Source organism: Simkania negevensis Z (assembly GCF_000237205.1).
Taxonomy (GTDB): Bacteria; Chlamydiota; Chlamydiia; order Chlamydiales; family Simkaniaceae; genus Simkania; species Simkania negevensis.
The window spans coordinates 826,090-851,389 of sequence record NC_015713.1; the positions used below are offsets into that span (position 1 = coordinate 826,090).

Below are 25,300 nucleotides of genomic sequence, written 5' to 3' on the forward strand. Positions count from 1 at the left end.
CACTTTATCTTCATAAGTTGGTGTAATTGAATCTCAGCGGTCTTTGAGAGGATCGAATTTTTTTTACATCTATTTTTAAGACTTCCTGATTTCTGTGAGATTGGGGGAGTCACTGGTCGTAATTTTAAGAATAGTTCTGGATTTTTATAAGGCTTAAATTTATAATGTCTGCACTAAATGTAATTCATAATCTCAAAACGAGGATGAAATGGTCGATTCAATTAACGAGCTTAGTAGTTCTTATGGAGTAGGATATCCAATATTTACCGAAGAATCTGAAAAGGGCGGAGGGGTGGCCTCTCCGGGATATTCAGGGCAAAGTACCATTCATCCCCCAATTCATCCCAATGCGCAACAAGTCCATATACATTATCATGAGAAAAAGGTTGAAGAAGAGAAAAGTCGAAAAAGTTTTTTTGTGACTCTCTTGCTACAGTTTTTTTTGGGGTATGTGGGATTTCCTCACTTTTATGTCGGTAATATCGGGAAAGGTCTTTTGACTCTTGGAACAACGATCTGTTTAGGCTGGATCACATTTGGGATCGTTCCTGGGATCATCTGGCTTTACAATATCTTCCAAATCATTTTGGGGAACTTCAAGGATAGCGAAGGTAAAAGAGTCAGAAATTAAAAACTTTGTTTTCATCGAATATCTGATGAAGATAGATATCACTTTCGCGGGAATAAAAAATTATTTTTTATTCCCGTTTTTGTTATCATGTCCTTCCAAGATTTTGGAGTGATGATGACAAAAGCAATTTGCCCTTTTTCTAGATCTCTTGATGAAACTTATTATCCCAACGGGAATCTCAAGTCCATGACATATTTCCACCCTTTTGGGAAGCTTACAACGATTGGAGTTCCTATGGCCACAGTTGGGGCTGCTGTGAATGGACTGATCGCGTACATTTCAGGCGCAAATCCTTTGGCAGCATCTTGCATAGGAGCGTTAGTTGCGTTTGACTTTTGTTTTTTTGACTTTCTTGGACATCAATTCCAAGGGGAAACCTATCACGAGTGCACTTGGATTATTCTTGCGCGAAACGTGACCAATCTCTCGTTAAACTTATTTGTGTGTGACGGCTTTGCAAAACATCATCAGCTCACACTTTCTTCATTTGATAAGGCGTGGATTTTGCTTGCTCCTCTTGCAATTTGCCAAGCTGTAGAATCTTTGGTTTTTCATAAAGATTCACCAATTGATTGATTCATACAACCTGAATAATCGGACCTGAAAAAGTAGGGGGTTCGAAGGGAGGTACAGCTGATCGAGGATCGGCTGTACCGTTAATTGCACCGAAGACTTGCTACAGTCTGGCGAGGAATGGGATTAAAAAAGCAGTTCAACCATAGCGTTTAATCCATGAAGACCGAGGGCACCTCGCTTTAAGAGTACAACTTTTCCATCTCTAGGATCAGTCTCTAAAAATGAGGAGTAAATCTCTTGAAGATTTAACCAGATTTGGCTTTCATACCCTAAACTTAGAGAAAGTCCCCAATTGTCAAATATTTTCCCCCAAACAAGTCCGAGGAAAAATTGAGGACTAAAACTGAAGCGATGGTCATGGTTGCGAATATTTATAAGAATATAATCGTTGTTGTTAGCAAGTTCCTTGACAGTTCCTTTGTTTTGTGATTGGTAATTGCCATAAATAGATGCTAATCCTATTTTTGTAAGGAAGCTAAACCCATAATCGATATACCAATCGAGTCCTAAAGCTGCTTTCAGTCCAGCTCCATCAAATTCCCAGCTATGATGATATTTGTTAATTCCAGTAATCCCATTATATTTAAAGTTCCAATGCTGATGAACCCAAGCGCCGATAACTCCTCCTTGTAAACTCCCAAGGACATTTTTTCTGAGCGTCCAGAAACTTGTTAGCATGAGCTCTGCAACATTATAGTTGAGTCGAATATGACTTCTTGCTGAGAGAAATTCAGGTCCTGTTTTTTGATCGAACGTTCCTGAGATAGGAGATTTTTCACTGTCATTTCCACTAGAATAGAAGTAAGTGTAGATGCCCTCAAGCCCCCATCGATCTGGAAAAAGTGTGTAGGCAAGGTTTAATCTGTAACCAGGGCAAAAATTTAATTCAGCCGACTTTAAATCACCAATAGCGCCTTGATCGGCTTGTCCTGGAACAAAGTTTGGCTGAGTTCCTGAAATGACATAATCCAAAGCGCCTTCGTAGGGTTTCCAGTACAGCAAAGTAGCTGAGATTTTCCACCAAGCTTCTTGGTTATCTGGGCGGAAATTCCAAATCTCAGGTTGAGAGTTTTGGGTATTTATTACAGGTTCTGCATTTGCAGGTGCCGGATTGTTTTGCTGATTATATCCATTGGCAAAAAGAGTGGATCCTAAACAGATCAACATCGGCATTAATAATTTATAGTTCATTAAAAAACCTTTCATTTACTTGCGATAATTTAATCCCTAGCAAAAGATGAAATTAAATGAAAGTCTGAGGTGATTTTTAAAGAAAAAGAGAGAGTGATCTTGTGAAACTTGAGAGAAATCCTTCAGTTTATGTAAACTCATTGGCATGGAAACCGTGATTGATGCTTTAGAAAAAAGGGGATTTATCGATGCAATTTCGAGCGATGAGCTTCGAGAGCGCGTGAAGCAGCCCCTTAAGCTTTATATTGGATTTGATCCTACCGCAAATAGTCTTCATCTGGGAAATTTAGTAGGAATCATTGCGCTTGCATGGTTTCAAAAATATGGCCATACGCCTGTTATTCTTTTAGGAGGCGGAACAGGTAAAATAGGTGATCCTTCTGGGAAAGACACCGAAAGACCCCTTCTTGATGAAAACGTACTTAAAGCAAATGTAGAAGGAATTCGAAAACAATTTGAGCGGTGCCTTGATTTTTCTCACCCCACAGCACCTCCAATGATGGTGAATAATGATGACTGGCTTTCTTCTTATTCACTGATTGAGTTTTTGCGCGATGTGGGTAAGCACTTTCGCTTAGGACCGATGCTTGGAAAAGATAGTGTCCGTTCCCGTTTAAATTCAGAAGAAGGAATGAGTTTTACCGAATTTTCCTACCAGGTTCTTCAGGGATATGACTTTTACCACTTATATAAGGAAAACAGCATCTGTCTGCAGATGGGGGGCAGTGACCAATGGGGGAACATCACAGCAGGAATCGAACTGACACGTAAACTCATTGGAGAATCAGTGTTTGGAATGACCTACCCTTTGCTGACCCGAAGTGATGGAAAAAAATTTGGGAAAAGTGAAGAAGGAGCCATTTGGCTTGATCCTGAAAAGACATCCCCCTATCAATTTTATCAGCATCTTATACGTGTTGCCGATGCCGATGTGACAAAACTCATGCGCATGCTCACTTTTATAGATGTCAGGGAGATCGAAGCCTTTGAAGCAGAAATTGCGTCAGGGGAATTCATTCCGTTTGCAGCACAAAAACGACTTGCTGAAGAAGTGACTCGCTTTGTCCATGGAGAAGAAGGAGTTCAAATAGCTCTTCGCGTCACTGCTGCAATTGCTCCTGGTTCCAATGCATCACTTGATCCTGAAATTTTAGAAGAAATTGCACGCGATATGCCCCACGTCGCACTGGATGTGAGCGAAGTTCTCGACCAAAAATACACCGATGTCATTACAAAGGCTGGTTTTGTGACCAGTAAAAGTGAAGCGGCAAGGCTAATTCAAAACGGGGGAGCTTATCTCAATAATGAAAAAGTCGAAGATCCAGCTTTTACGATTACAAAAAAGCACCTGATTGGTAATAAATATGTGATGCTTGGCTCTGGTAAAAAGAAAAAAATGCTCATTAAAATCGCACCTTAAAAATTATTTATTTCATAAGCCCGAAAAATAACTTGCCTGAAAATCAACATGATACAAAAATGAGGCTAGATAAAAAAAAAATGACAAGGGTTGAGTTTTTCTGTTGAAAGAAAAGCGAAATCATGAGAAGAGTAGGTTTATCTCTTGTCTAAAATTATAGGAGTCGGGTGATATGGCAACAATTACAAAGAAGAAACTCATTAATGAGATTTCTCGTCGAAGAGGGCTTCATCCGAATGAAGTCAGGATGGTTGTTCAATCTTTTCTAGATTGTATGACTGAATACCTTTCTGATGGAGATCGACTTGAGTTTCGAGATTTTGGTGTATTTGAAGTCGTAAAACGCAAAAAGAAAATTGGAAGAAATCCCAAAAACGCTACAGTTCCGATTGTGATTCCGGAAAGACGCGCTGTGAAGTTCACGCCAGGTAAGAAAATGAAAAGCCTGATTGAACAAGGTGAGTCGGAAGCAAAGTCTGGTCAGCAAGTTTTTGGGTGATAACCCAAAGGCAAAATTATGAGGGATCTCGTCACTTTTTATCGCGATCGCTTGCATCTACTTAGCGAAGAAGATAATTGGTGTCGAGCATTAAAAAATTGTTATTTACAAAAGCCCGTTGACGAGTCCCTCATTCGTGCACTACTCGACGAATGTCGAGATGTAGTAGTAGATAGTCCTCAGGACTATCTTCTTTATTTAAGAAAACTTGTTTCTCTTTCGTTTCTTCATCGGTTTCAGCCGATGCCAACAGCTCTTACCTCCCTTCAAAAAATCTATCACAAGATTTACACCCAGGGTTTTTGGAAAGAGTTTCAATTGGGCGAAGCTCTTTACGCTCTTGGATGTTATTTAGTCGGATTGCCGATGCCAGCTTTGGAGCCAAAACAGCTAGCGAAAGGAGGCATTTTAGTCGAAGCGGGAAACCATTTACCAGATGGAGGGATTCCTCATCCTCTCTTGAATGCAGAACTTGCCTTGATTTGGCTTTTTCTGGGATGGGAGGAAGATAATGAGAGTTTAATCCATGCCGCCCTCAAGTGGGCATATATCAGTCTTGGACTTTTCGATCACGAAAACCGCCCATTTCATGGAGTTTGGTTAAGAGAAGCCGAGTACCGACCCCTTCCATTTAATACCGTATATTTTCTTCTTTTTTCTGTGGCATCAGAAATGCTTTTAAGCTCTAAAACAGGTCATCTCGCAGATGCGCTTTTTGATGCCCTCAAGGAAGTCGAAGATACAGCATTTCAAATGCCGCCAGTTTTTCTCTTATTTTTTGCATTAGGATTTGAAAGTCTTCACCATGACAAGGCTTGCCCTGAAATCATTCACTCGTACTCGATGAGTGAAGTCGATAAAAGTTTAGGGTATTTAGCCACAAAGCAAAATGATCTGAGTTTGGCCTGCTCTTTTAGTGGAGTGAATACCGGATTAGGAGCATTGCATAAAACCCATGTCAGAATTGTGTCGTTTGGTCCACACTTCACGCCACTTGCCGATTCTGATCGCTACGGTGTATATCGCACCTCTTCAGGAGTGTCAGATCCCTTCCGAGACTTGGAATATGACAAAAAAGGGGGTTCTTTTCAGGTTAAAGGGTGGGCCCGCTTGATTTCTCCTTACGTCTCACATGTCTACCATCATAACCTGACGCTCACTCAACCAGGCAAACAGTGGCTTTATTTTTCAGCTGCTGGTGATGGAGATAAAATATTTTTTGAAAGTCGACTTTCTGAATTCGATGAAAAGCACCCCCTCTTTTTTGCTTATTTCATTACAGCAGATAAAGCCCATGTCGAAGGGAAAGAAACTTTGACACCAGCGACATTGCACCGTTATCAGGGACAGAGTCGAGCTGTTTCGTTTGAAAAAGGGGAAGAAAGACTCTTTCTTGATCCTAAGATGGATACGGAAATGCACGTTATTCCTCTTGCGGGCAGCCATCACTTTTGGGGAGCTGATTTTCTTGTGGCCTTTCCTTTAGAGGAAACACACCGCCTTTACCGGTGGGAAATCAAATAATTTTTAACTGTTTTGTCCCCTTGCAAAAGAATTCAAATTTAACGATAATCGTGAGCTAACCGCTAATTACAAAAATTGAATTGACTGAAGGAGGCACCTTTGTCTGCTCCTAAAAAGATTTTGATGGGCTCATTTGCCCTATTTGCCCTAATTGGAGCTGTTGCCCTAGTGAAAAAAGGGGCTTTGGCAAAGAAAGAGAAGGCTTCTGAAGAGATTACTTATGAAGAAGAAGTCTACGGATATGAAGAAGACGAAGTGCTTCTCTTAGAGCAAGAGCAGAGAAATGAACGAGTATCTGAGCTCTTGACTCCGGTAAAGGATCAAGTTGCAGAAGAAGAAGTGGATCATGTTTGGCGTCTCTTTACAACAGGAAAGAAAAAACTTCCGATTGTAGAGACGATCCGATACAAGAGTCGTGTGCCTTGGCTCAGTGGCCGGCCCGCATGGATTGCAGATTATGCAGCTCACTATGCGACTTCACGCCATTTCATCGCGCGTAGCTTGAACGGAAAACGGGACTATTACACGCAAAAAGTGTCTCCAGGCGATCAATTCAATATTTTGAGCCCTGAAAAAAATATTAACTTTTATCTCGTGATCGATTTGTCACGATGTAAGATGTGGTTTTATTACCACGATTTGGATGTGAATGAGCGGGTTTTACTGAAAACCTATAAAGTAGGCTTGGGGCGGTTTGATTCGGAAACTTATTCAGGCTTGCTCACTCCAAAAGGGCGTTTTTTGCTTGGAGATAAAGTCGCAACGTATAAGCCTGGAGCGAAAGATTTTTTCCGTGAAGAAGAAGTCGAAATGATCCAGGTTGTTGGCACAAGGTGGATTCCCTTTGCTGATGAAATCAGTGGAGAAGGAGACAACTACCGTGGCTACGGAATGCATGGAGCTCCTTGGATTTATAATGAAGAGACAGGTACTTATACTGAAGCAATCGGAACTATTGGCCAATATGATAGTGATGGCTGCATTCGCCTTAGCCAACAAGATATCGAAGAACTCTATTCGATTGTGATCACTAAGCCAACGATTGTGGAGATTGTGGCTGATTATAAAGAGGCAGAATTGCCTGGAACTGAAGTTGAGAGGTAGGAGAAGGGATGAAAAATACAATGTTAGACCATGAAAAACAAATCCGTGACTATGAGCGTACTATTGCCCAACTCAAAGAGCAAAACAAAGTCAACGGCATTTGGACCGATGAAGAGATTGTTAAACTCGAGAACAAGCTCGAAAAGCTCAAACACCAAGTTTACTCACACCTTACTCCATGGGAGCGGGTGATGATCTGTCGCCATGCCCAGCGGCCTCGATCTGTTGACTACATCAAAAATCTCTGCGAAAGCTTTACCGAAATCTTTGGCGACCGTTTATTTCGCGATGATCACTCGATTGTCACAGGTTTAGCTATGATTGGGGGCAAAAAGTTCGTAATTATTGCTCAAGAAAAAGGATGTGATACCGATAGTCGTCTCTTCCGCAACTTTGGAATGCCTCATCCGGAAGGATACCGAAAGGCATTGCGAGCAATGAAACTTGCGGAAAAGTTCCACCTCCCTGTTCTTTCATTTCTGGACACTCCCGGAGCTTATCCCGGGTTGACAGCTGAAGAGCGTGGGCAAGGTGTCGCCATTGCGACAAACCTCCTTGAAATGGCCCGTCTAAAAACTCCTGTCATTATCGTTCTTATTGGAGAAGGATGCTCTGGTGGAGCACTTGGAATGGGAGTCGGTGATATAGTAGGGATGCTAGAGCATGCTTACTATTCGGTTATTTCTCCTGAGGGATGTGCCTCAATTCTTTGGCACGATGCAGCCAAAAACGAAATAGCAGCCGAAGCGTTAAGAATGCACGCTGAAGATCTCCTCGAATTTGGGGTGATCGACAAAATTATCGAAGAGCCGCAGGGTGGAGCACATCACAATCCAAAAGTTGTCTACGAAAATGTGAAAAAATTCATCTTAAAAGAGCGTGAAAGGCTAACTAAAATTCCTTTAGATGAACTACTTGAATCCCGCTATCAAAAGTTTCGCAAACTGGGAGCAATTTCTATTGCTGAGACTTCCCAATAAAAGGGCCATCCGCTAAAATGGCTCTTTTATTGATTTCACTTAGAGCTTTATGAAGCTTCTCTTTAAAGCCGCACTTCTTGTTCACCGACACTTTCTCATGCTGATCTTCACTTTTGCAACGTTGATCGGTTTGACCCTCTCCAATCAAATAGAGATGTTTACTCTAGGCGTTTTGTCTGATACAGGAGCAGATTTTTTTGCTCTCTTTGCCTCAAAAAATGAAAGTGGGGCCCAACATGATCATGTGACATGGCAAGAAATTGAGCACAAATGGAAGGAGATGGATCCTGATCAAAAAGGAGTGGTTACAAAAGAAGAAGCTGAGAGCTATTTATCCGAGCAACGAGGGCATAACCCCCTCAAACAGGTTATTTTTAAGATCAAAAAAACCTTTCGTGTTGAGAAAAACCTAAAAGCCTTCGTGTTACTTCTATGTTTTGTCGCAGCCTTTAAGGCTTTTTTTCTCTTTTTTAGTCGCTATACAACGAAAATTCTCTCAATTCGGATCAGTCGGGATCTAAGGCAACGCTACTTTGAGCATATTCAACACATGCCAATGAGCTTTTACCAAAAATACAATATTGGGACCTTGTCTTCTCGGGTAGCAGGAGACGCAAGCCAAATCGCCGAATCACTCAATTCTTTTATGATCAACTACATTCAAGCACCATTTACGATTTTGACCACTTTGGGAGTTTGTTTTTATCTTTCTTGGCAGCTCTCTTTGGTCATCTTTTTTGGCTTACCTATGATTGTGATTCCTGTGATTTTTGTGACGCGTAAAGTCAAACGGATCACGCGACAACTGCAACGTAATCAAGAGCGGTTTACATCAGTCCTCATCGATTTTTTAGCGGGGATTCAAACAGTTAAAGTGTTTGCTATGGAGCTCTTTTCGTTTAAGAAGTACAAAGAACAGAACGATCAAATGGCCAAGCTTGAAACCAAAACGGCAAAGTATGACTTGCTAACACGGCCCGTCTTGCACACGGTCACAACGATTTGCTTGGCAACAGTAATCATTGTAGGGCTTCACCTTCTTCATATGAAAGTGTCAGAGTTAGTTGTTTTTGTGGGTCTTTTACACCTCTTTTATGAGCCAGTGAAAAAATTTGCCGATGAAAATGCAAATATCCAAAAAGGGGTCGTTGCTGCGGAGCGGATGTTTGAAGTGCTTGACATCCACCCTCAAATCCAAGACTCACCAGATGCTATGGAGCTCAAAGCGTTTGAAAAAGCCATTGAGTTTAAGAATGTCTGGTTTCGCTATGAAGACAAATGGATTCTTAAAGATCTTAGCTTCACAGTGAAAAAAGGAGAGACTGTCGCACTCGTTGGTGGAACAGGGGTTGGAAAGTCGACAATTGTGCAGCTGATTCCACGACTTTACGACATCCAAAAAGGAGAGATAGAAATCGATGGGAAGCCTGTTAAGAGTTACACCCAAAAATCTCTGCGCGAGCAGATTTCATTTGTTCCGCAAAAACCCTTTCTTTTCTTGGACACAATTGCAGCCAATATCTCCTATGGATGTCCATTTTCCAAGGAAGAAATCATTCAGGCATCAAAAAGAGCGCATGCTCATGAATTTATTAAGAAATTGCCTCAAACGTATGACACCATGCTCGCTGAAACTGGAAAGAACTTTTCAGGAGGACAGCAGCAACGCCTTGCCATCGCACGTGCGCTTGTAAAGAACGCACCGATTCTTATTTTGGATGAAGCGACCTCATCGCTTGATGCCGTAAGTGAAAATAATATTAAAATGGCCATTCGAGAATTGCATGGTGAAATCACTCAAATTCTCATTGCACACCGCTTGTCAACTATAGAGTATGCGGACCGGATCATCTATTTGCACGAAGGAGAAAAACTTGCAGAGGGGACAAAAGAAGAGCTACTCGAAAGTTGCCCTGAGTTTCGTCTCATGTGGGAAACAAGTTTTCGATCTCAGAAAAAATTAGAACCCATCTTAAGTTAACAAGCCTGACTTTTAGCCTCAAATTTCATAATAACCTGAACTCTGGGTTTCTTTCACTCATTCTCAGGGATTTTTCTCTTTCTTCTCAGCCTTTTTGCCTCGAAAAGGACCGTTTGGCCCTTCCCATCGGCAAAAATACCGAGCATTTAAGAGAACTTTCTCTCCTGAGACTAAGCAAAATAAACCTATGAACTCAGGTTAACTACAGCTCGAGTTCTGAAATTCGCCATTCCATTTGCATTAATGTGTCTTCGATTTTTTCAATGGTTTCCTCAAGATTGCAAAGACGCTTTTCATATTTTTCGGCAAGCGTTTGACCTTCAAGTTCTTGTTCAATGCCTAGCAGTTGCAAAGCTGTGACTTCTCCTTCTGTATAGGCTTCGATTTTTTGGGCAAGTTCGGGAGAAGGTTTTCTTTCGCCACGAAGAAGTTGATACAGGTAAGAGACGGAAATCCTTAAATCACTAGCAAACTTCTTGGGTGGAATGTTCCGTTTAAAAAGGTATTCTTTCATTTCTAGAGTTAATTTTTGATCACTACTAGAAACGATAAAAAAAATATTATTTTCTGCAATGCATTAAGATTATGCTCATTGCATAGGGAATTGAACTTTAGAACAAATAGGGGATAATACCCGCTGTTTCGGTTTCCATATGCTGAGTGAATTCATGATGACAGACAACGTTTTTGCTGTCGTAGGTGATAATAAGTGTTGAGGTTTTATTCCGATTTCCATGGTAAAAGAGATTTAGTAGGGGGATGAAATTCATGGCTTTGGCTTGCTTTTCAGACAGAGTATAAATCCATTTTTCTTGTTCATTATGAATAAGTTTGTAGTCGACTCCAAACCGATTGAGAATGTCTTGTTTAGTGGTGATCCCATCGAGAATCATCGTGTTAAGAGAAGTTTCGGAAAGTAAGCTGAGTTGATTTGTTCCCGATTTCTGCACACAACCCGTAATGATGAAAGTTGTGAAAAGAATAAGAATCATTAATTTTTTCATGTGAAACCTCAATCTATGATAGGGAAGGTAAATTAAGAGCGGAAATAATGCAAGAAAGTTGATTCATTTTTATCGATTGGTTAAACTTATTTTTAAACCATGGAGTTCATCATGCAGTTTAAATTTCTCCTATTTTTTCTCTTCCCAATCGCTCTTGTTGCAGAAATGCAACAAGAACCTTCCCCTGTTCCAAACATGCCCCCCAAAGATGCGACACGCAGTGCAAGAACTTGTCATGATTTAAATGGTGTGTATGTGACAGGAGATTTTCTATACTGGAAAGCTAGAAACGATGATCTAGTTTATGTTGTGCAAGTCACTCCTACTGTCGGACAGACGCTTACAACATTTATTGCTCGCCCAATCGAAATTGACTTTGAATATAAACCAGGGTTCAGAGTAGGAATTGGAGGCGATTTACCTTGGAATGGTTGGGATCTCAATCTTAACTGGACTCGGTTTAGCTTTGGCATTTCCTCGACTAAAACATCGAGTGTTGCAGATTTGTCGTTAAATATAGGAGGTTTTGACAGTATTTTCTTTGGACGAAGAGGGAAAATCCACTGGGATTTTAACTACAATTCTCTAGAATTTGATTTTGGTAGACGTGCATTTTTAGATTCTTCTTGGATTATCCGCCCTTCATTTGGCCTTAAAGCAGTTTGGTTTGATAATAAAAATAAACTAGATCTCTATGAAGTCGAATCATTTAATCCAAATGGAGCAGGGTTGCCTGGTGTAGATGAGTACGCAAAAAGTGAAATTGACGTTTCTGGAATTGGCCCGTTTGTGAGTTTTTATGGGAAATGGAATTGGATCTATGGTCTTGGAATTGCAGGACAAGTTTCCGGCTCTATTCTATGGTATGATATCGATGAAAACGCTAAAACATTACGTAATGAGTTACAAAATCTAACGGTTAGACAAAGTTTTGGACAACTTAAATTCAGCACTCATCGTGTTCGCCCTTATGTGCAGCTCTTTCTTGGGATTGACTGGGAATGGTGCTTTATTCCTAAGTGGCTTTCTGCACAGCTTGCATTAGGTTATGAGGCGCAGTATTTTTGGGCTATGCTTGTAGATCCTATTAATAATCGTGATGATGTTCCAACGTCCTTTGATGGACTCACATTTAAAGCTCGTCTTGATTTTTAATTTAGAAGCTCGATCGAAAGAGCCTTTCTTATGAGGTTTTAACCATGAAATTTAAATATTTTCTCTTTTTCCTATCACCTATTCTTCTTTTTGGGGATTTTCAAAAAGATGCAATACTTTCAGATGCTCCTCCTAAGGATGCGATACGTAGTGCAAGAACTTGCCATGATTTAAATGGTGTGTATGTGACAGGAGATTTTCTTTACTGGAAAGTGATGCAAGATGAGCTTCAATATGCAGCACGTTTTATTCCGACATTTACCGCATCGTTGACGACTATTGATATTCAAGCGAAAGAAATTGATTTCGAGTACAAGCCTGGTTTTAGAATTGGCTTGGGGGGAGATTTACCCTGGAATGGTTGGGATCTGTATCTGAGTTGGACAAGGCTTAGTTTTGATATTTCGTCTTCTACGACATCTGATTCGGCTGATTTATTTTTGATAACTGGAGATGAAGGATTTTCATTTTTAGGGAGGAAGGCAAAAATAAAATGGGATTTTACTTATAACTCTCTTGAGTTTGATTACGGAAGACGAATGTTTTTAGATTCTTCTTGGGTTATTCGTCCTTCTTTCGGCATGAAAACTGTTTGGTTTGATCAAGAAAGTCATCAAAGTCTATTTGAAGTGGAATCATTTAATCCTAATGGAGTAGGACTCGCAGGGGCAAATGAATATTGGAGAGGAGAATTTGATTATTGGGGGATTGGTCCTTTTGCAAGTTTTTATGGGAAATGGAATTGGGTCTACGGCCTTGGAATTGCAGGACAAGTTTCAGGAGCTATTCTTTGGTATGATATCGATGAAAAAGTGCGTAGCTTCGAAAACGAGATCGACAACCAAGGGCCTCAGCCGAATGTGAGCCAGACTCTTGTGAGACTTAATTTCGATACACATCGGGTGCGCCCCTATATTCAAGCGTTTATTGGGTTAGATTGGGAGAGGTGCTTTATTCCCAAGTGGTTATCAGCACAACTTGCAATCGGATATGAAGTTCAGTATTTTTGGTCAGTTGTCGTTAACCCTCTTGGCAATGATGATATTCCAACCTCTTTTGAAGGGCTTACTTTGAAAGCTCGCATTGATTTCTAGTTAGGAATCATTCCAAGTTTTGAAAAGGCGTCTTTGAGCTCTTGGTTATCAGGCTTATCGAGGGCGCCGTTTTCATGAAGCCAGCGGACATAGTCTGGTGGGATTTCTTTGAGAGGTTTGCCCCGATGTTTGCCAAAAGGCATGTGACGTAGCACCTGTTTTTCACTCATGAGCTCTAAAATTGTATCCATTGTCAAGTCATCGATCATTTCGCTAAAGACTTGATGTAGAACGATCACATCATCAAGTGCGCGGTGGGCATTGTTGGCAGGAAATCCATGATACTCTCTTAGGTGTTGGAGCGAGTGGCGAGGAAGATCAGGGCGGTATTTTCGGGAAAATTTGAGAGAATCGATGTAGGGCCATTTTGGGAGTGTGAGTTCATTACGCTCAAATTCACTACGGATGAATGGGAGGTCAAAAGCATCATTATTATGCGCAATAAGGACCACTTCTCCACTGCAGAATGAAGCGAAGTCCACCCCAACTTGTTTGAAAGTAGGAGCATCTTTCACCATTTCATTGGTAATGTTGTGAACGGCAGTTGCTTCTTCGGGAATGGGTATTTCGGGGTTAATGAGCGCTTCGAATGTGCGATTCAATTCTGGGTCAAAGGCAGCAATTTCGATGATCCGGTCTTTATCGGGTTTCACACCAGTTGTTTCTGTGTCATAAAAAATGGGTCGTTTAGCCATAAAATTTCTCCTTAGATAAAGCATAACGGTATGGAGAAAAAATTGTCAAAGTGATAGAATCTCCTTAAAAACCTGAGCTTTGGGTTTATTTTACATGTCATGAGGAGAGAGTTCTCTTAAATTCTGAAGATTTTTAGCAAAGGGAAGGCCCTAATGATCCTTTTCGAGACAAAAAGGCTGATAAGAATGAAATCAAATCAAAGCTCAGGTTAAAACTATGGAAATCATTTGAAATGAAGAAGACATTACTTCGAATTGCTCTACTCTTTGCCGTAACCTTGGTTTGTGTTGGATGTTATCAAGCGTCATCGAATGGAGATGACGATTTGATCACCATCCCTGTGACAAATAATCCGAGCGTTATCCCTGAAGGAGCAGGATTTGGGCCTCCAGGTGCGATGCCATATTGATAAAATAAGAAACGTAAGCTAAGTTGAGAATTATGATGGTGATGGAGCCATCGCTAGGGTGGAAGCACTTGGATAACCTCATATGACAAAAAAGACTGTTCATCACGTTAAATACAATTTCTTTGATAACCAGACAGATAAGTGGGTCAAAGAGCTAGGTAAAGATCGTTTGATCGAAACCTTAAAGCAAATGCTTACGATTCGTCATTTTGAGATTCGTGCTGAGTCTGCTTATCAACAAGGGAAAGTTGGTGGTTTTTTTCATGCCTACATGGGGCAGGAAGCCATTCAGACAGCTGCTGTCAATGCACTCGGTGTCGAGAAAAATTGGTGGATCACAACTTATCGATGCCACGCGCTGGCCTATCTCTTAGGCGCAACTCCAAATGAAATGATGGCTGAGCTCTATGGAAAGGAGACGGGGAATGCTCTAGGAAGAGGTGGATCGATGCACTTTTATGCCGATCGTCTGCTTGGAGGGTTCGGAATTGTAGGAGGACATCTTCCAATTGCAACAGGTGCGGCCTTTTCTCTGAAATATCAAAAGCAAGAGGGGGTAGCTCTCTGCTTTTTGGGCGACGGAGCTGTTGCTCAAGGAGCTGTTCATGAATCACTTAATTTAGCAGCTCTTTGGAATCTTCCCTGTATCTATGTTATCGAAAATAACCAATGGGGAATGGGAACAGCTGTTAACCGCGCCATTTGTGTACAACCCATTGCTGAGAATCTCGCAAAGAGCTATGGAATTTCATCTTATACATTTGATGGAATGGATTATTTCAGCTGCTATAATGGCTTTTCGCATGTTCGGGATGAAGTGAAGAAAACGGGAAGACCTATTCTTGTCGAAGCTGTGACTGAAAGATTTAGAGGGCACTCGATTTCTGATCCAGGGCTTTACCGTTCAAAACAAGAGTTAGAAGACGCAAAAACTCGTGATCCTATCCATCTCTTTGGAGACACGTTGAAAAAACATAAGATGATCACAGATAAAGAGATTGAAACTCTAGATAAGCAGCAAAAAGAGTTAATCGTAGCTTCCATGAAATTTGCAGAAGAAAGTCCTGCCCCCGATCCGATCACACTTGAAGAAGGAGTATTTGCACCTTGACAGACGAAATGCAAGAAGTCGAAATGCGTGAAGCCTTAAGGCAGGCCATCGATGAAGAAATGGAGCGAGATCCCATGGTTTATCTCATGGGTGAAGAAGTCGCAGAATACAATGGAGCCTACAAAGTTTCAAAAGGCCTTCTCGATAAGTGGGGATCTGAGCGGATCATCGACACCCCAATTGCTGAAAATGGTTTTACAGGACTTAGCATCGGCGCTGCCATGACAGGTTTGAGACCTATCGTTGAATTCATGAGCTTTAACTTTTCCTTTGTCGCAGCCGATCAGCTCATTTCCAATGCGTGCAAAATGTATTATATGTCTGGTGGGCGTTTTTCAGTTCCCATTGTTTTCCGTGGTCCTAATGGTGCAGCCGCTCAAGTTTCATGCCAACACTCTCATTGCGTTGAAGCGATTTATGGAAACCTTCCAGGCTTTATCATTATAGCTCCTTCGAATCCGTATGACGCGAAGGGACTGCTCAAGTCGGCCATTCGCTGTAATAACCCGGTGATTTTTCTAGAAAATGAGCTAGATTACGGAATGAAAATGCAAATTCCAACAAAAGAGTATCTTGTTCCCATCGGAAAAGCCCAGGTTATCCGTGAAGGGAAAGACATCACGGTTGTTTCGCACAGTCGGATGCTTTCTCACTGCCGCGAAGCGGCAAGTGAACTCGCCAAAAAGGGGATTCAAGTTGAACTCATCGATCTTCGAACCATTAAACCACTAGATCTGCCTACTATTGCAGCCTCTGTTAAGAAGACTCATTTTTGTGTCCTCGTTGAAGAAGGACATATTTTTACTGGAATTTCAGCAGAGGTTGGGTTTCAGATTCAAGAGCACTGCTTTGATTTTCTCGATGCACCGATCCATCGGGTGTGCCAGCGAGAAACACCACTTCCTTATGCAAAAAATTTGGAACATGCAACGCAGCCTAATAAGGAGCGTATTCTAGACGCCATCTTGCAGACACTACATCTAAGGAGTTAATTCCCATGCCATCAACGCTAACGATGCCGAAACTATCACCGACTATGGAGGGAGGAACAATCGTCAAGTGGCACAAGAAAGAGGGAGATGCTGTTAAAGCAGACGATCTTCTTTTTGAAGTGGCAACTGACAAAGCAACAGTTGAATATAATTCTCTCGATGATGGGTTCTTGCGTAAAATCTTAGTTCATGAAAATGAGGAAGCAGTTGTGAATCAAGCAATTGCTGTTTTCACAGAAACTAAAGGCGAAAGCATCGAAGGGTACGAGCCTGAAGGGCTCAAAGTCGAAGAAGCTCCTTCCGAAGAAACAGTCAGTGAAGAAGCTCCCGCAAAAGGAGCTATAAAAGCGGCGCCTGTGACTAAAACAACAGGGATGGCGCAACCTGCATTTGAGGCAGAACCTCCACTTGAAGGTTACTCTTTCGAATTTGAAACATCTTTAGAAGATCACCTGCCTGCTTCACCGCTTGCAAAAAAACTCGCGCGGGAAAAAGGGCTCGACATCACCACTGTTAAAGGGAGTGGCCCTGGCGGACGAGTGATGAGTCGAGATTTAGATTTAGCTCAAGCCGATGCTATTGCAACTTTTGGGAATCGATCCATTCCGAAAAAGGCTCCAGGAAGCTACGAAGAAGAGCCTCTTTCACCAATGCGTAAAGCCATTGGTCAAAAGCTTCAAGCATCTAAAACATTCATTCCTCACTTTTACGTGCAGCAAGACATTGATGTTGAGCCAATGATTGCTAGCCGCGAGCAGCTCAAAGCAACTGGAGTCAAGGTGACGTTTAATGATTTTGTCATGCGAGCCGCAGCTCTTGCCCTGAAACAGCACCCCACTGTGAACAGTGGTTTTGACAGCGTGAAAAATGCCATAGTCCGGTTCAAGACGATCGACATCTCTGTTGCTGTTAGCATCGATGATGGATTGATCACTCCGATTGTTCGGCATGTCGACTATAAAAATTTAGGTCAAATTTCTGCTGAAGTGAAACATCTTGCCAACTTAGCCAAAAAGGGGAAGCTGCAACCTCATGAATACAGGGGAGGCTCGTTTACCGTTTCCAATCTGGGAATGTTTGGTATCCACGACTTCCAAGCTGTCATCAACCCGCCTCAGGTTTCTATCCTCGCCGTCGGAGGTGTGAGAGATTGCGCTGTGGTTAAAAACGGCCAGGTCGTCCCTGGAAAAAGGATGATGGTTTCCCTCTCAAGTGATCATAGAGTCGTTGATGGCGCTGATGCAGCAAAATTTTTAAAAACGTTCCAAGAATTACTTGAAAATCCGGCGATTTTGCTCATCTAAAAGTCTTCTTCCAGTTGATTTCTATTCGAAAATCTAGTATCATCTTTTGCGAAAATGAAAATTTGAGGATGAAAGATGGCAACAATTGATTTCTCTCTTCCGATGTGGGGGACATGTCAAGCTCGCACAACATATGAGAGTTATGAGTATTTAAAAGAGACCATAAAGCATTCAGATGAGGCGAAGACAGAAGACTTTTCTCGCGTCAAAACAACTGCTTTCTTACTCCTTTCAGTTGCGATGACTTTTTTCCATGGACTTGCTTTAGAAGCGAAAGCTCTAGGAGAAGGCGGCCTCTACTATTTATCAAATGAAGCAGAGTCAGCGCGAAAGTCTTTTACAGAAAATGGGAAGGAAGGACTTAAAACCCTGGGTTTTTCTCTTTATCAACTCTTTTTGGCCTGTGTTGCGCTTCTTAATCCTAGCGAAGTTAAATCTCGTCTTGCGCTTCCTGAGCCGGTACAATTGAAGCCGGGCTTACTTTCAGATGATCCCGAAGATATTACCAATGTTCTCATGTTCCAAAATACAGCATTGCGCAAGCAAATTACACTTTTGCAGGGCCAATTAGGAGTGACAGATCCAGAGGGTTTGGTCGCTAAGCTTTTAGAGGCGAATCAAAACTCTGAAGAAAATTTTCAGAGAGCTGCCCTTAGAGCAGAGCAAGATATTGGATATCAAGAAGGTCTTGTAAAGGATCTAAAGAAGCAGTTACAAGATAAAGATCAAATCATGCAACACCAGAAAGAGCAAGATGAAGAGAGAATTCGAGATTTGCAGAAAAAGCTCGAGCAGAGTGAGCATACCTGGAAATATTTTCAGCATGCGTTAGGTGAAGGAAAAGAATTGTCGACTAGAAGTCCCGCTCAAATTCTAGAAAGACTTAAGAATGTTTGGGCTCGGCCCCATCTTATTCGTGGCTATAAATTTGATTAGAGCCATTTCTTCCGCTGGAAGAAGAGCAGCGACACAAACGAAATCAAAATAATGAAAGTGACAATGAAAATGAACGCATGTTTATCCCCAGCAATGGGTAAGGCGACGTTCATTCCGTAAAGACTCGCGACCATAGTCGGGATGCTCAAAATGATCGTCAGCGCTGTGAGCAGCTTGATCGTCTTGTTCAGCTGGTTGGTAAAGATAATCTGATATGAATCTCTTAGGCTACGAATACTGCGTAAATTGATGGAGCAGAGATCTTCTGATTGGATGCTCGCATTGAGTAAGTCTTCGAGAAGGTCTTGGTCTTTTTCGTAGAGGATGGTGTAACGGCCAGAGGTGATCGACTCGAGAACGCTGCGCAAAGGGACGAGAGAGGAAAGGTACTGATTGAGAATTTCTTCGTTCAAAGTCAAGCTTGTAATATCCCGGCTATCCACATAGGACATCTTTTTTTCTTGCTTCAAGACATTCGTACGAATTTTTTTGATTTGCAAGGTGAACTCTTGTGTGATTTTCAGCAGAATGTAGATCAAGAACTTTGATTTTTGTGAGGGGGTAAGCTTGGGCTTTTGAGAAATGAAGTTTTCGACGAGTTGGCTTTTTTGAGGACAAATTGTGATGAAGTAATCTTTCGTGAGGATGATGGTAAAGGTGGTGGTGTAGAGTCCCCCTTCGACTTCGATAGGGTGGCGCGTGAAGATTAAAACGTGCTCGTCAATTCTTTCAACGCGAGGAATTTCATACCGGTCCAGACAGTCGTACATATCGGTGTACTCAAGATCAATGAGCTTGCTGATTTGATTGATGTCATTTGTTGTTGCATCTTCTACATGTATCCAACAGCCTTCGCGTGGCTCTTGAATCTCTTTGAACTCTTCGTCGTGTTCTGTTTTGTCGTAAATGGTAATCATTGTCCCTCACAAGGGTAGCGCTTACTCCTTGATTATATTACCATTCTTATAAAAAATGAAAGTAATGTTATTTTTTTTCTAATTTTTCAATTCGTTTTTCAAGCTCTTCGATTTGCTTGACATAGGTTCCAATCTTCCTGAGCTGGACTTGCCGCTTATTAAATTCAGCCATTGTGGTGACCGGTCCCCCTCCATAAATGCCAGGTTCAGAGATCGATTTGCTGACTCCTCCACGGGTGGCGACTTTAACATTGTCTGTGATTGAAACGTGACCAATAACACCTGATTGCCCTCCTAGAAAGACATTATTGCCAAGCTTTGCTGAGCCGGCAATTCCCGATTGGGAAACAATAATATTATTTTCACCGAGCTCCACATTGTGGGCAATTTGAACCAAGTKGTCGATTTTGGTCCCTTTACGGATTAAAGTATTTTTGAAACGAGCTCGGTCAATTGTGGTATTGGCTCCAATTTCGACATCTTCTTCGAGAATGACAATCCCAATTTGATCGAGTTTTGTATGACGGCCGGTTTTCGGGTCAGTAGTATAGCCATAACCACATGAGCCGATGACGGCTCCTGGTTGCAAGATGACTCTGTCATGCAAAATGCACCTTTCTCTCACTGACACGTTAGCGTAAATGACGCAAGCCTTGCCGATCTTTACGCCCGGTCCAATTGAAGTATTGGCATGAATGATCGTCCCATCTCCGATGACGGCACCTTGGTCGATGACGGCATGTGGTCCAATCGTCACATTTCGCCCAATTTGAGCCGTTCCATGAATCACAGCTGTTTCGTGAATTCCTTTAAATCCTGTGTCGTGAGTTTGATTGTGGAGAAGAATTTCTGCAATTTTTTGAAACGTAAGCGAGGGATTATCACTAATAAGAAAGTTTTTACCGGGAGTTGGCTCAATTGTTCTATCGATACAAATGACTCCCGCGGCGGAATTTTTCATGCGCTCTTTGTATCGCAAATTTGCTAGAAAAGAGGCGTCATGTTCACAGGCAGATTCTAGATTGTCGACATTTTCAATCGCATGGTTGGGATCTCCAACAAGCTCACTGTTTGTCAACTCAGCGAGCTCTTGAAGGGAAAACCGTTTTGACATCTGTTAGCTTCCTTTACTTCACTGCTTTCTCAGAAGGTTGCTCAGTGGCAGCTGTCGCTTTATGAGCTTTTGCGTCTTTTTCGAAATTCTTATCCATTTCGGCGATGACTGCTGCTGTGATGTCTTGCTTAGGTTCGTAGTAGAAGCAGGCTTCTTTGTTCAGAACTACTGAAAATTTTTCCTTTTTTGCAATGAGTTCAGAGGCATGAGAAACATGATTTGTCATCATTTGGATGAGGTGCATGTTTGCTTGATTCATCACCTGATAGTACTGCTGCTGGTAGCGTCCAAGCTCTTCTTGAAGAGATTGGGCGTGCGCTTGCATTTCGTGTTCTTTTTCAGGTGATAAGCTGTCGACGAACTCTGGATCGTTTAGCTTTGTGACGATATCGCGAAACTGTCCATCGAGGTCTTGCATAATCGAAGTGATTTTGGTGCGAATGTCGTCAAAAGCTTCTTGCTCTTGCTTACCATATTTAGATTCGGTGATGCACGTGCTAAAATTGACGATCCCGGCTGAATTAACGTGAGCTTGTGCAGAGGTTAAAAAGAAAAATAGTGATGCTAAGATTGGCAAGAAAAAAGTGTGCCGTTTCATGATCAACTCCTAAAAATTCTATTTTGTAACTTGTTCATTCCATTGTAACCGATTTCCTAGAATTGTGCACCCATTGAGAAGAAAAATCGCTTCACATCATCTTTATCCTCAGGATTGATGGGGAAACCCATACCGACGATGAAGGGCATGCGGTTACCAAGTTCAATGCGGGCGCCTAAGCCGTAGCTCATGCGGAAATCGGGAATGTCAAATCTTTTTTCAGAAACTGTACCACCATCGAAGAAGACGAAGAGATCGAGCATTTTCATGACATTTTGGAGGTATTCAACAGAAAGGAGCATGGAGGAGATACCGCCCTTGGGAGCATTCGAGTCATCTCCATCTTTGTTTCGAGGGAATTTAGGGCCAATGCTATAAGGTTTATATCCACGTACGGTGGTGTCACCCCCAAGGAAAAACTTTTCACTCAAGGCAACGTCTTCTACTTCTGCTCCACCAAATGGGACGAGGAAACGGAAGTCTCCACGCAGTTTTACAGTTCCTTTACGCCAGAGAGGGTAGTAATAAGAGTTGAGAAAGCTCACTTTTCCGAAGGGGAAGTAACGTGGGTTATTGTCGTGGCGTCTTACTCCGCCCATTTCGATTTCAAAGTAGGACGAGACTCCTCGGTGTGGCTTAAAGGGGTTGTCTCTTGTATCGTAAGAAATGGAAGAGCTGAGGCCTGCAATCAAACCGCTATTTTGGCGCTCTTGTTGTGCATCTTTGTTGAGGATATGTTTATCAACATGGGAGATAGAGTTGCGGACTCGTAAACGGGTACCAAATGTCCAGTAGTTTGTTAAGGGGTAATTGGCAAAAATCGATCCCCCAACGATATCGACATCGTAATCATCGGATTGAAGGCGATTTTTCGAGTAACTTGCTTCAAAACCAAATCTCCATAAGGTGTCTCTAAAGTAAGGATCCATCCAAGTGAGAGAGTAGGTTTGTTGTTTTTTACCAATTTGAGCTTTGAGTTGTGCGTATTCGCCTGCGCCTCGAAGAGCTGAGAATCCTTCACGCCACCATCTTGTCAACCCACGATGGTCGAAGTTGTTTTCGGCAAGGTCTATTCCGCCGAAAATACTGTCAGTTGTGCTAAGTCCTCCAAAGAGGCTGAGGCTTCCTGTTGTTGTTTCTTCGACTTCAATCACGACATCGCGGTAATTTTCACCGAGCTCTTGGTCATCAGGTGTTTTCACAGCGTAGACGTTCACTGATTTGAAATAACCAATGGCCTCTAATCGCATCTGGGTCGCTTTGAGGCGACGTGAGTCAAACACTTCTCCAGGAACGAGAAGCGATTCACGTAAAATCACATTTTTGTTTGTTGAGACGTTCCCAAGAACACGAATCAGTCCTATGCGGAATTGCTCTCCTTCTTCGATCTGAATGTCGACAGAATAAACAGGTTCACTAGGAGATAAGTGGAGTACGTAGTTGATGTTTGCTTCAATATATCCGTCTTTACCATAGAGATCTTTAACATTTTGGATGCTGTCACGTAGTTTTTCTGGTGAGAAAATGCTTCCATCTTTAATCAACATCACTCGTTCAATTTGCTGTTGGTTCAGAAGCTCATTTCCTTGAATGCCAATTGAGCCAAAATGGTATTTTTCTCCTTTCACAGCATTGATATAAATTTCTAAGCGGCCATTCTCATCTTCTTTCGTTTGAATATTGACGCGCGCATCTGCATATCCTTGATTTTGCAGATAGTTAACGATGATGAGCTTGTCTTGTTCTAAGGCTTCTTCGTGATAGGTTCCTCTTCCGGTCAGCCAACTTGTGAAGAAGTTGTACTTTTTCGTTTGGATCAGTTCAAGAATCGCGCTTTGCTCTTTGTTCGAAAGTCCCGAGAAAGCAATCTTACTGATATGACCCGAGTGTCCTTCGTGAATGGTGATTTCAATGTCAATTTCATTTGTGTCAGAATAAGGAATGATTTTGTATTCGATGTCAGACTCAAAATATCCTTTCTTGATGTAGTACTCTTTGACTTTGTTGAAGGCGAGGTTAAACTCATCACGGTTAAAGAAGGTATGAGGCTCGATGTCAAGTTCACGTTGAAGAGTTCCTGTTCGAACTTTAGAGTTTCCATGCCAGACAATCGAGCGAATCATCGGCTTTTGCCAGATTTTCAATGTAATGTCTACATCTCCCCCTCGCGTTTCAATGTTGGGTTCAACCCGGTCATACTCTTCAGATAGAGTTTTTAGATCTTGGTCAAAAACATTTTGAGAAAAGGGGTCTCCTTCTTTTGTGCGCAGTTTCGATAGAATACGTTCTTGGTTAAACGTACTGCCACGTGGAAGGTTTTCCATTATCACTGTGATTTTTCCAACCCGCTTTTGTTCGTAGGCTTCGGTTGCTTGCGAATAAGCAGCAAGCTGCGGGATCGGTGCTGTTAAGAGGACGAGAGGTGTGAGAATCTTGGCGACGCTTTTATTCATTACTAACTTATGTCTGTACGTTATCCACTTCCAAGATGATCTTGAATGGATTGATTGATTATAGAAAAGTCCTTCGAATTAATGCAAGACTTGCCTGCCAGATAATGCTTGAGAAAGAGTCCCTTCATCGATAAAATCGAGTGAACTTCCAACAGGTAATCCAAGTGCAAGTCTTGAAACTTTGATCTGGTTTTGGTGCAATTCTTCTTTTAGAAATAGGGCTGTGGCATCGCCTTCTAGTGTTGAATCAAGGGCAAGAATCACTTCTTGCACCCCACAGAGCTCTATTCTCTTTAAGAGTTTTGGCACGTTTAATTTTTCGGGAGTTTGGCCATCAAGGGGGGATAATAAAGTTCCTAAAGCGTGATAGAGTCCCAAAAAATTTCCGGTTTCTTCAATTGCGAAAGCATCGCGTGGTGAGGCAATGATGCACATCATTGAGGGATCTCTTTTACTGCTTTCACAAAAAGAGCAAGAGACCTCTTCCATTAAACAACCACATTGATTGCAGTGGGGGATTTTTTCTTTTAAGGTGCTCAAAAGGTTTGCTAGAGTAGCGAGATCGTGTCTTTCCCACTCCAAAAGATCAAAGGCGAATCGCTCAGCAGTTTTTTTTCCAACGCCTGGTAGTTTTTGTAGTTGAGCAATAAGAGAAAGTAAATGTTTGGGATATTTAGCCATATCCTGAATATTCTAGGAGGAGTTTCATTTTTAAGCAAGCTGAGCAAAAAGCTCGTTTGCGCGCTCGGCAGTGATGTGTGATTTAAGATTGATACTCATTGATTTTGAGGTGATGACAGTCTTGTCTCCCAAAGTGAATATTGACTCAGACGAACTGGAACTATAGCTGAAAGTTGAATTTTGAGGGGAAAAGAGAGCTTCCATGATCTTTCTTCCGACCGAAGTGTTTGTAGGGTCATTGTCTTGCTCATCGTACTTTTCAATGTAGACTTCTACTCCAAGTGTATTGGGGATAAACGTCTCTTTTTCTGCATCTTTTTTGCAGGTTCGTACAACGAAGATTTGGCGGCCATCAGCTGTTTGGGCTCGGTAAGCGGGCCTATCAAGCTTATTCCAATCGGTTTTGTCAATCCAATCCTTCAAGCTCTTGGATCCAGAAACTTTGGGGAGTTCGGGCAATTTTTCAAAGTTCTCTTTCGATCCGGCAATCTGGTAGAAGGAGTGTAGGAGGGGATCTTCTCGATAAATGTTTGAATAGGCAGATGAGGCGGCATACACAAGGGTGGCAAGACTGGCAACTAGAGAGAGTTTTGTTGAGTCTACAGCAAAGCGGGCAATCGTCCCAACTGCCAATGCAGCAGCACCTGGATACCAATGATCTGTTTTTGGAGGAAAAACATAGGAACAGAGAATCATATAAGAAGAACCGACAATAAAGACCGCAGGCTTGAAATAGGAAATAATAGCCAGGGCAACAAAGGCTGTTGCTCGGATCAACGCGGTCTCTTGCGGATAGGCCGTGTAGTAACTTCCCGAAGTGAAAGGGAGCTTGTCCTTAGCTCTAGGATAGTGAGCTTCAAGAGTTTCTTTTGGCAAGTCACGATAGAGCACGGAACCTGTACTGCTCATAGCTTTTCTCCTTCTACGGCA

Annotated in this window: 25 protein-coding genes; 15 read left to right on the forward strand and 10 right to left on the reverse strand. The window is 42.0% G+C overall.

The features are described from left to right. Window positions 1–208: 208 nt before the first annotated feature. The gene (locus SNE_RS12715) at window positions 209–631 is read left to right on the forward strand and encodes an NINE protein (RefSeq protein ID WP_013943137.1); all 423 of its coding nucleotides are present in this window, start codon (window positions 209–211) and stop codon (window positions 629–631) included. A gap of 87 nt (window positions 632–718) precedes the next feature. Further along, complete coding sequence (locus tag SNE_RS04405) at window positions 719–1,207, forward strand: hypothetical protein (RefSeq protein WP_013943138.1); 489 nt, start codon at window positions 719–721, stop codon at window positions 1,205–1,207. A gap of 123 nt (window positions 1,208–1,330) precedes the next feature. Here the strand turns inward: SNE_RS04405 and SNE_RS04410 are convergent, their stop codons facing one another. Further along, window positions 1,331–2,398, reverse strand: coding sequence for an Lpg1974 family pore-forming outer membrane protein (locus tag SNE_RS04410; protein WP_148258946.1), 1,068 nt, complete (start codon window positions 2,396–2,398; stop codon window positions 1,331–1,333). Window positions 2,399–2,543: 145 nt separating this feature from the next. Between SNE_RS04410 and tyrS the strand changes: the two genes are divergently transcribed. The 6 genes from tyrS to SNE_RS04440 all read left to right on the forward strand — a co-directional run bounded on the left by tyrS (window position 2,544) and on the right by SNE_RS04440 (window position 9,906). Next, window positions 2,544–3,818, forward strand: coding sequence for a tyrosine--tRNA ligase (tyrS, locus tag SNE_RS04415; protein ID WP_013943141.1), 1,275 nt, complete (start codon window positions 2,544–2,546; stop codon window positions 3,816–3,818). Window positions 3,819–3,990: 172 nt separating this feature from the next. Continuing rightward, window positions 3,991–4,317, forward strand: coding sequence for an HU family DNA-binding protein (locus SNE_RS04420; RefSeq protein ID WP_013943142.1), 327 nt, complete (start codon window positions 3,991–3,993; stop codon window positions 4,315–4,317). 18 nt (window positions 4,318–4,335) lie between these two features. Further along, on the forward strand, window positions 4,336–5,841 hold the full coding sequence (locus SNE_RS04425) for a hypothetical protein (protein ID WP_013943143.1): 1,506 nt from the start codon (window positions 4,336–4,338) through the stop codon (window positions 5,839–5,841). A gap of 99 nt (window positions 5,842–5,940) precedes the next feature. Further along, window positions 5,941–6,945 (forward strand): L,D-transpeptidase, encoded by a 1,005-nt coding sequence (locus SNE_RS04430; RefSeq protein WP_013943144.1) that lies wholly within the window; start codon window positions 5,941–5,943, stop codon window positions 6,943–6,945. A gap of 8 nt (window positions 6,946–6,953) precedes the next feature. Beyond that, window positions 6,954–7,925 (forward strand): acetyl-CoA carboxylase carboxyltransferase subunit alpha, encoded by a 972-nt coding sequence (locus tag SNE_RS04435; protein WP_013943145.1) that lies wholly within the window; start codon window positions 6,954–6,956, stop codon window positions 7,923–7,925. 49 nt (window positions 7,926–7,974) lie between these two features. Continuing rightward, entirely contained in the window at window positions 7,975–9,906 is a 1,932-nt protein-coding gene (locus SNE_RS04440; protein WP_013943146.1) for an ABC transporter ATP-binding protein, read from the forward strand. Between the two features lie 202 nt (window positions 9,907–10,108). Here the strand turns inward: SNE_RS04440 and SNE_RS04445 are convergent, their stop codons facing one another. Both SNE_RS04445 and SNE_RS04450 read right to left on the reverse strand, forming a co-directional pair. Beyond that, window positions 10,109–10,420, reverse strand: coding sequence for a helix-turn-helix domain-containing protein (locus tag SNE_RS04445; protein WP_013943148.1), 312 nt, complete (start codon window positions 10,418–10,420; stop codon window positions 10,109–10,111). Between the two features lie 97 nt (window positions 10,421–10,517). Then, entirely contained in the window at window positions 10,518–10,910 is a 393-nt protein-coding gene (locus SNE_RS04450; RefSeq protein WP_013943149.1) for a hypothetical protein, read from the reverse strand. Between the two features lie 111 nt (window positions 10,911–11,021). On the opposite strand from SNE_RS04450, the gene SNE_RS04455 reads away from it, so the two are divergent. Further along, window positions 11,022–12,065 (forward strand): Lpg1974 family pore-forming outer membrane protein, encoded by a 1,044-nt coding sequence (locus SNE_RS04455; protein WP_041418785.1) that lies wholly within the window; start codon window positions 11,022–11,024, stop codon window positions 12,063–12,065. A gap of 44 nt (window positions 12,066–12,109) precedes the next feature. Then, the gene (locus SNE_RS04460; protein ID WP_013943151.1) at window positions 12,110–13,159 is read left to right on the forward strand and encodes an Lpg1974 family pore-forming outer membrane protein; all 1,050 of its coding nucleotides are present in this window, start codon (window positions 12,110–12,112) and stop codon (window positions 13,157–13,159) included. On the opposite strand, the gene SNE_RS04465 is transcribed toward SNE_RS04460, so the two are convergent. Continuing rightward, on the reverse strand, window positions 13,156–13,854 hold the full coding sequence (locus SNE_RS04465) for a putative quorum-sensing-regulated virulence factor (RefSeq protein ID WP_013943152.1): 699 nt from the start codon (window positions 13,852–13,854) through the stop codon (window positions 13,156–13,158). The two genes, SNE_RS04460 and SNE_RS04465, sit on opposite strands and share 4 nt — an antisense overlap. Before the next feature lie 233 nt (window positions 13,855–14,087). Between SNE_RS04465 and SNE_RS13180 the strand changes: the two genes are divergently transcribed. From SNE_RS13180 to SNE_RS04485, 5 genes are all read left to right on the forward strand, one after another. Continuing rightward, window positions 14,088–14,264 (forward strand): hypothetical protein, encoded by a 177-nt coding sequence (locus tag SNE_RS13180; protein ID WP_013943153.1) that lies wholly within the window; start codon window positions 14,088–14,090, stop codon window positions 14,262–14,264. Between the two features lie 82 nt (window positions 14,265–14,346). After that, on the forward strand, window positions 14,347–15,375 hold the full coding sequence (gene pdhA / locus SNE_RS04470) for a pyruvate dehydrogenase (acetyl-transferring) E1 component subunit alpha (protein ID WP_013943154.1): 1,029 nt from the start codon (window positions 14,347–14,349) through the stop codon (window positions 15,373–15,375). A gap of 8 nt (window positions 15,376–15,383) precedes the next feature. Then, window positions 15,384–16,367 (forward strand): pyruvate dehydrogenase complex E1 component subunit beta, encoded by a 984-nt coding sequence (locus tag SNE_RS04475; protein ID WP_041419237.1) that lies wholly within the window; start codon window positions 15,384–15,386, stop codon window positions 16,365–16,367. 5 nt (window positions 16,368–16,372) lie between these two features. Then, window positions 16,373–17,671 (forward strand): pyruvate dehydrogenase complex dihydrolipoamide acetyltransferase, encoded by a 1,299-nt coding sequence (locus SNE_RS04480; RefSeq protein WP_041418786.1) that lies wholly within the window; start codon window positions 16,373–16,375, stop codon window positions 17,669–17,671. A 75-nt stretch (window positions 17,672–17,746) separates the two neighbouring features. Beyond that, window positions 17,747–18,607, forward strand: a complete 861-nt coding sequence (locus tag SNE_RS04485) for a hypothetical protein (RefSeq protein WP_013943157.1) — start codon at window positions 17,747–17,749, stop codon at window positions 18,605–18,607. Here the strand turns inward: SNE_RS04485 and SNE_RS04490 are convergent. The 6 genes from SNE_RS04490 to SNE_RS04515 form a co-directional block, all read right to left on the reverse strand. Further along, window positions 18,604–19,524: a magnesium transporter CorA family protein gene (locus tag SNE_RS04490; protein WP_013943158.1), complete on the reverse strand. Its 921-nt coding sequence runs from the start codon at window positions 19,522–19,524 to the stop codon at window positions 18,604–18,606. The two genes, SNE_RS04485 and SNE_RS04490, sit on opposite strands and share 4 nt — an antisense overlap. A 67-nt stretch (window positions 19,525–19,591) precedes the next feature. Further along, a complete protein-coding gene (gene lpxD, locus SNE_RS04495; RefSeq protein WP_013943159.1) occupies window positions 19,592–20,638 on the reverse strand; it encodes a UDP-3-O-(3-hydroxymyristoyl)glucosamine N-acyltransferase in 1,047 nt (348 codons plus the stop codon). A 13-nt stretch (window positions 20,639–20,651) separates the two neighbouring features. Further along, a complete protein-coding gene (locus SNE_RS04500; protein WP_013943160.1) occupies window positions 20,652–21,236 on the reverse strand; it encodes an OmpH family outer membrane protein in 585 nt (194 codons plus the stop codon). Between the two features lie 56 nt (window positions 21,237–21,292). Then, window positions 21,293–23,689 carry an outer membrane protein assembly factor BamA gene (bamA, locus tag SNE_RS04505; RefSeq protein ID WP_013943161.1) on the reverse strand — a complete coding sequence of 799 codons (2,397 nt, stop codon included), beginning with the start codon at window positions 23,687–23,689 and terminating at the stop codon, window positions 21,293–21,295. Window positions 23,690–23,767: 78 nt separating this feature from the next. After that, entirely contained in the window at window positions 23,768–24,370 is a 603-nt protein-coding gene (gene recR, locus SNE_RS04510; RefSeq protein ID WP_013943162.1) for a recombination mediator RecR, read from the reverse strand. A 30-nt stretch (window positions 24,371–24,400) separates the two neighbouring features. Beyond that, a complete protein-coding gene (locus tag SNE_RS04515; protein WP_013943163.1) occupies window positions 24,401–25,279 on the reverse strand; it encodes a hypothetical protein in 879 nt (292 codons plus the stop codon). Between the last annotated feature and the right edge of the window lie 21 nt (window positions 25,280–25,300).

Bases quoted from the DNA above. Each gene is read 5' to 3' on its own strand.
- SNE_RS12715 (WP_013943137.1), top strand. From the start codon at position 209: ATGGTCGATTCAATTAACGAGCTTAGTAGTTCTTATGGAGTAGGATAT.
- SNE_RS04405 (WP_013943138.1), top strand. From the start codon at position 719: ATGTCCTTCCAAGATTTTGGAGTGATGATGACAAAAGCAATTTGCCCT.
- SNE_RS04410 (WP_148258946.1), bottom strand. From the start codon at position 2,398: ATGAACTATAAATTATTAATGCCGATGTTGATCTGTTTAGGATCCACT.
- tyrS (WP_013943141.1), top strand. From the start codon at position 2,544: ATGGAAACCGTGATTGATGCTTTAGAAAAAAGGGGATTTATCGATGCA.
- SNE_RS04420 (WP_013943142.1), top strand. From the start codon at position 3,991: ATGGCAACAATTACAAAGAAGAAACTCATTAATGAGATTTCTCGTCGA.
- SNE_RS04425 (WP_013943143.1), top strand. From the start codon at position 4,336: ATGAGGGATCTCGTCACTTTTTATCGCGATCGCTTGCATCTACTTAGC.
- SNE_RS04435 (WP_013943145.1), top strand. From the start codon at position 6,954: ATGAAAAATACAATGTTAGACCATGAAAAACAAATCCGTGACTATGAG.
- SNE_RS04440 (WP_013943146.1), top strand. From the start codon at position 7,975: ATGAAGCTTCTCTTTAAAGCCGCACTTCTTGTTCACCGACACTTTCTC.
- SNE_RS04445 (WP_013943148.1), bottom strand. From the start codon at position 10,420: ATGAAAGAATACCTTTTTAAACGGAACATTCCACCCAAGAAGTTTGCT.
- SNE_RS04450 (WP_013943149.1), bottom strand. From the start codon at position 10,910: ATGAAAAAATTAATGATTCTTATTCTTTTCACAACTTTCATCATTACG.
- SNE_RS04455 (WP_041418785.1), top strand. From the start codon at position 11,022: ATGCAGTTTAAATTTCTCCTATTTTTTCTCTTCCCAATCGCTCTTGTT.
- SNE_RS04460 (WP_013943151.1), top strand. From the start codon at position 12,110: ATGAAATTTAAATATTTTCTCTTTTTCCTATCACCTATTCTTCTTTTT.
- SNE_RS04465 (WP_013943152.1), bottom strand. From the start codon at position 13,854: ATGGCTAAACGACCCATTTTTTATGACACAGAAACAACTGGTGTGAAA.
- SNE_RS13180 (WP_013943153.1), top strand. From the start codon at position 14,088: ATGAAGAAGACATTACTTCGAATTGCTCTACTCTTTGCCGTAACCTTG.
- pdhA (WP_013943154.1), top strand. From the start codon at position 14,347: ATGACAAAAAAGACTGTTCATCACGTTAAATACAATTTCTTTGATAAC.
- SNE_RS04475 (WP_041419237.1), top strand. From the start codon at position 15,384: ATGCAAGAAGTCGAAATGCGTGAAGCCTTAAGGCAGGCCATCGATGAA.
- SNE_RS04480 (WP_041418786.1), top strand. From the start codon at position 16,373: ATGCCATCAACGCTAACGATGCCGAAACTATCACCGACTATGGAGGGA.
- SNE_RS04485 (WP_013943157.1), top strand. From the start codon at position 17,747: ATGGCAACAATTGATTTCTCTCTTCCGATGTGGGGGACATGTCAAGCT.
- SNE_RS04490 (WP_013943158.1), bottom strand. From the start codon at position 19,524: ATGATTACCATTTACGACAAAACAGAACACGACGAAGAGTTCAAAGAG.
- SNE_RS04500 (WP_013943160.1), bottom strand. From the start codon at position 21,236: ATGAAACGGCACACTTTTTTCTTGCCAATCTTAGCATCACTATTTTTC.
- bamA (WP_013943161.1), bottom strand. From the start codon at position 23,689: ATGAATAAAAGCGTCGCCAAGATTCTCACACCTCTCGTCCTCTTAACA.
- recR (WP_013943162.1), bottom strand. From the start codon at position 24,370: ATGGCTAAATATCCCAAACATTTACTTTCTCTTATTGCTCAACTACAA.
- SNE_RS04515 (WP_013943163.1), bottom strand. From the start codon at position 25,279: ATGAGCAGTACAGGTTCCGTGCTCTATCGTGACTTGCCAAAAGAAACT.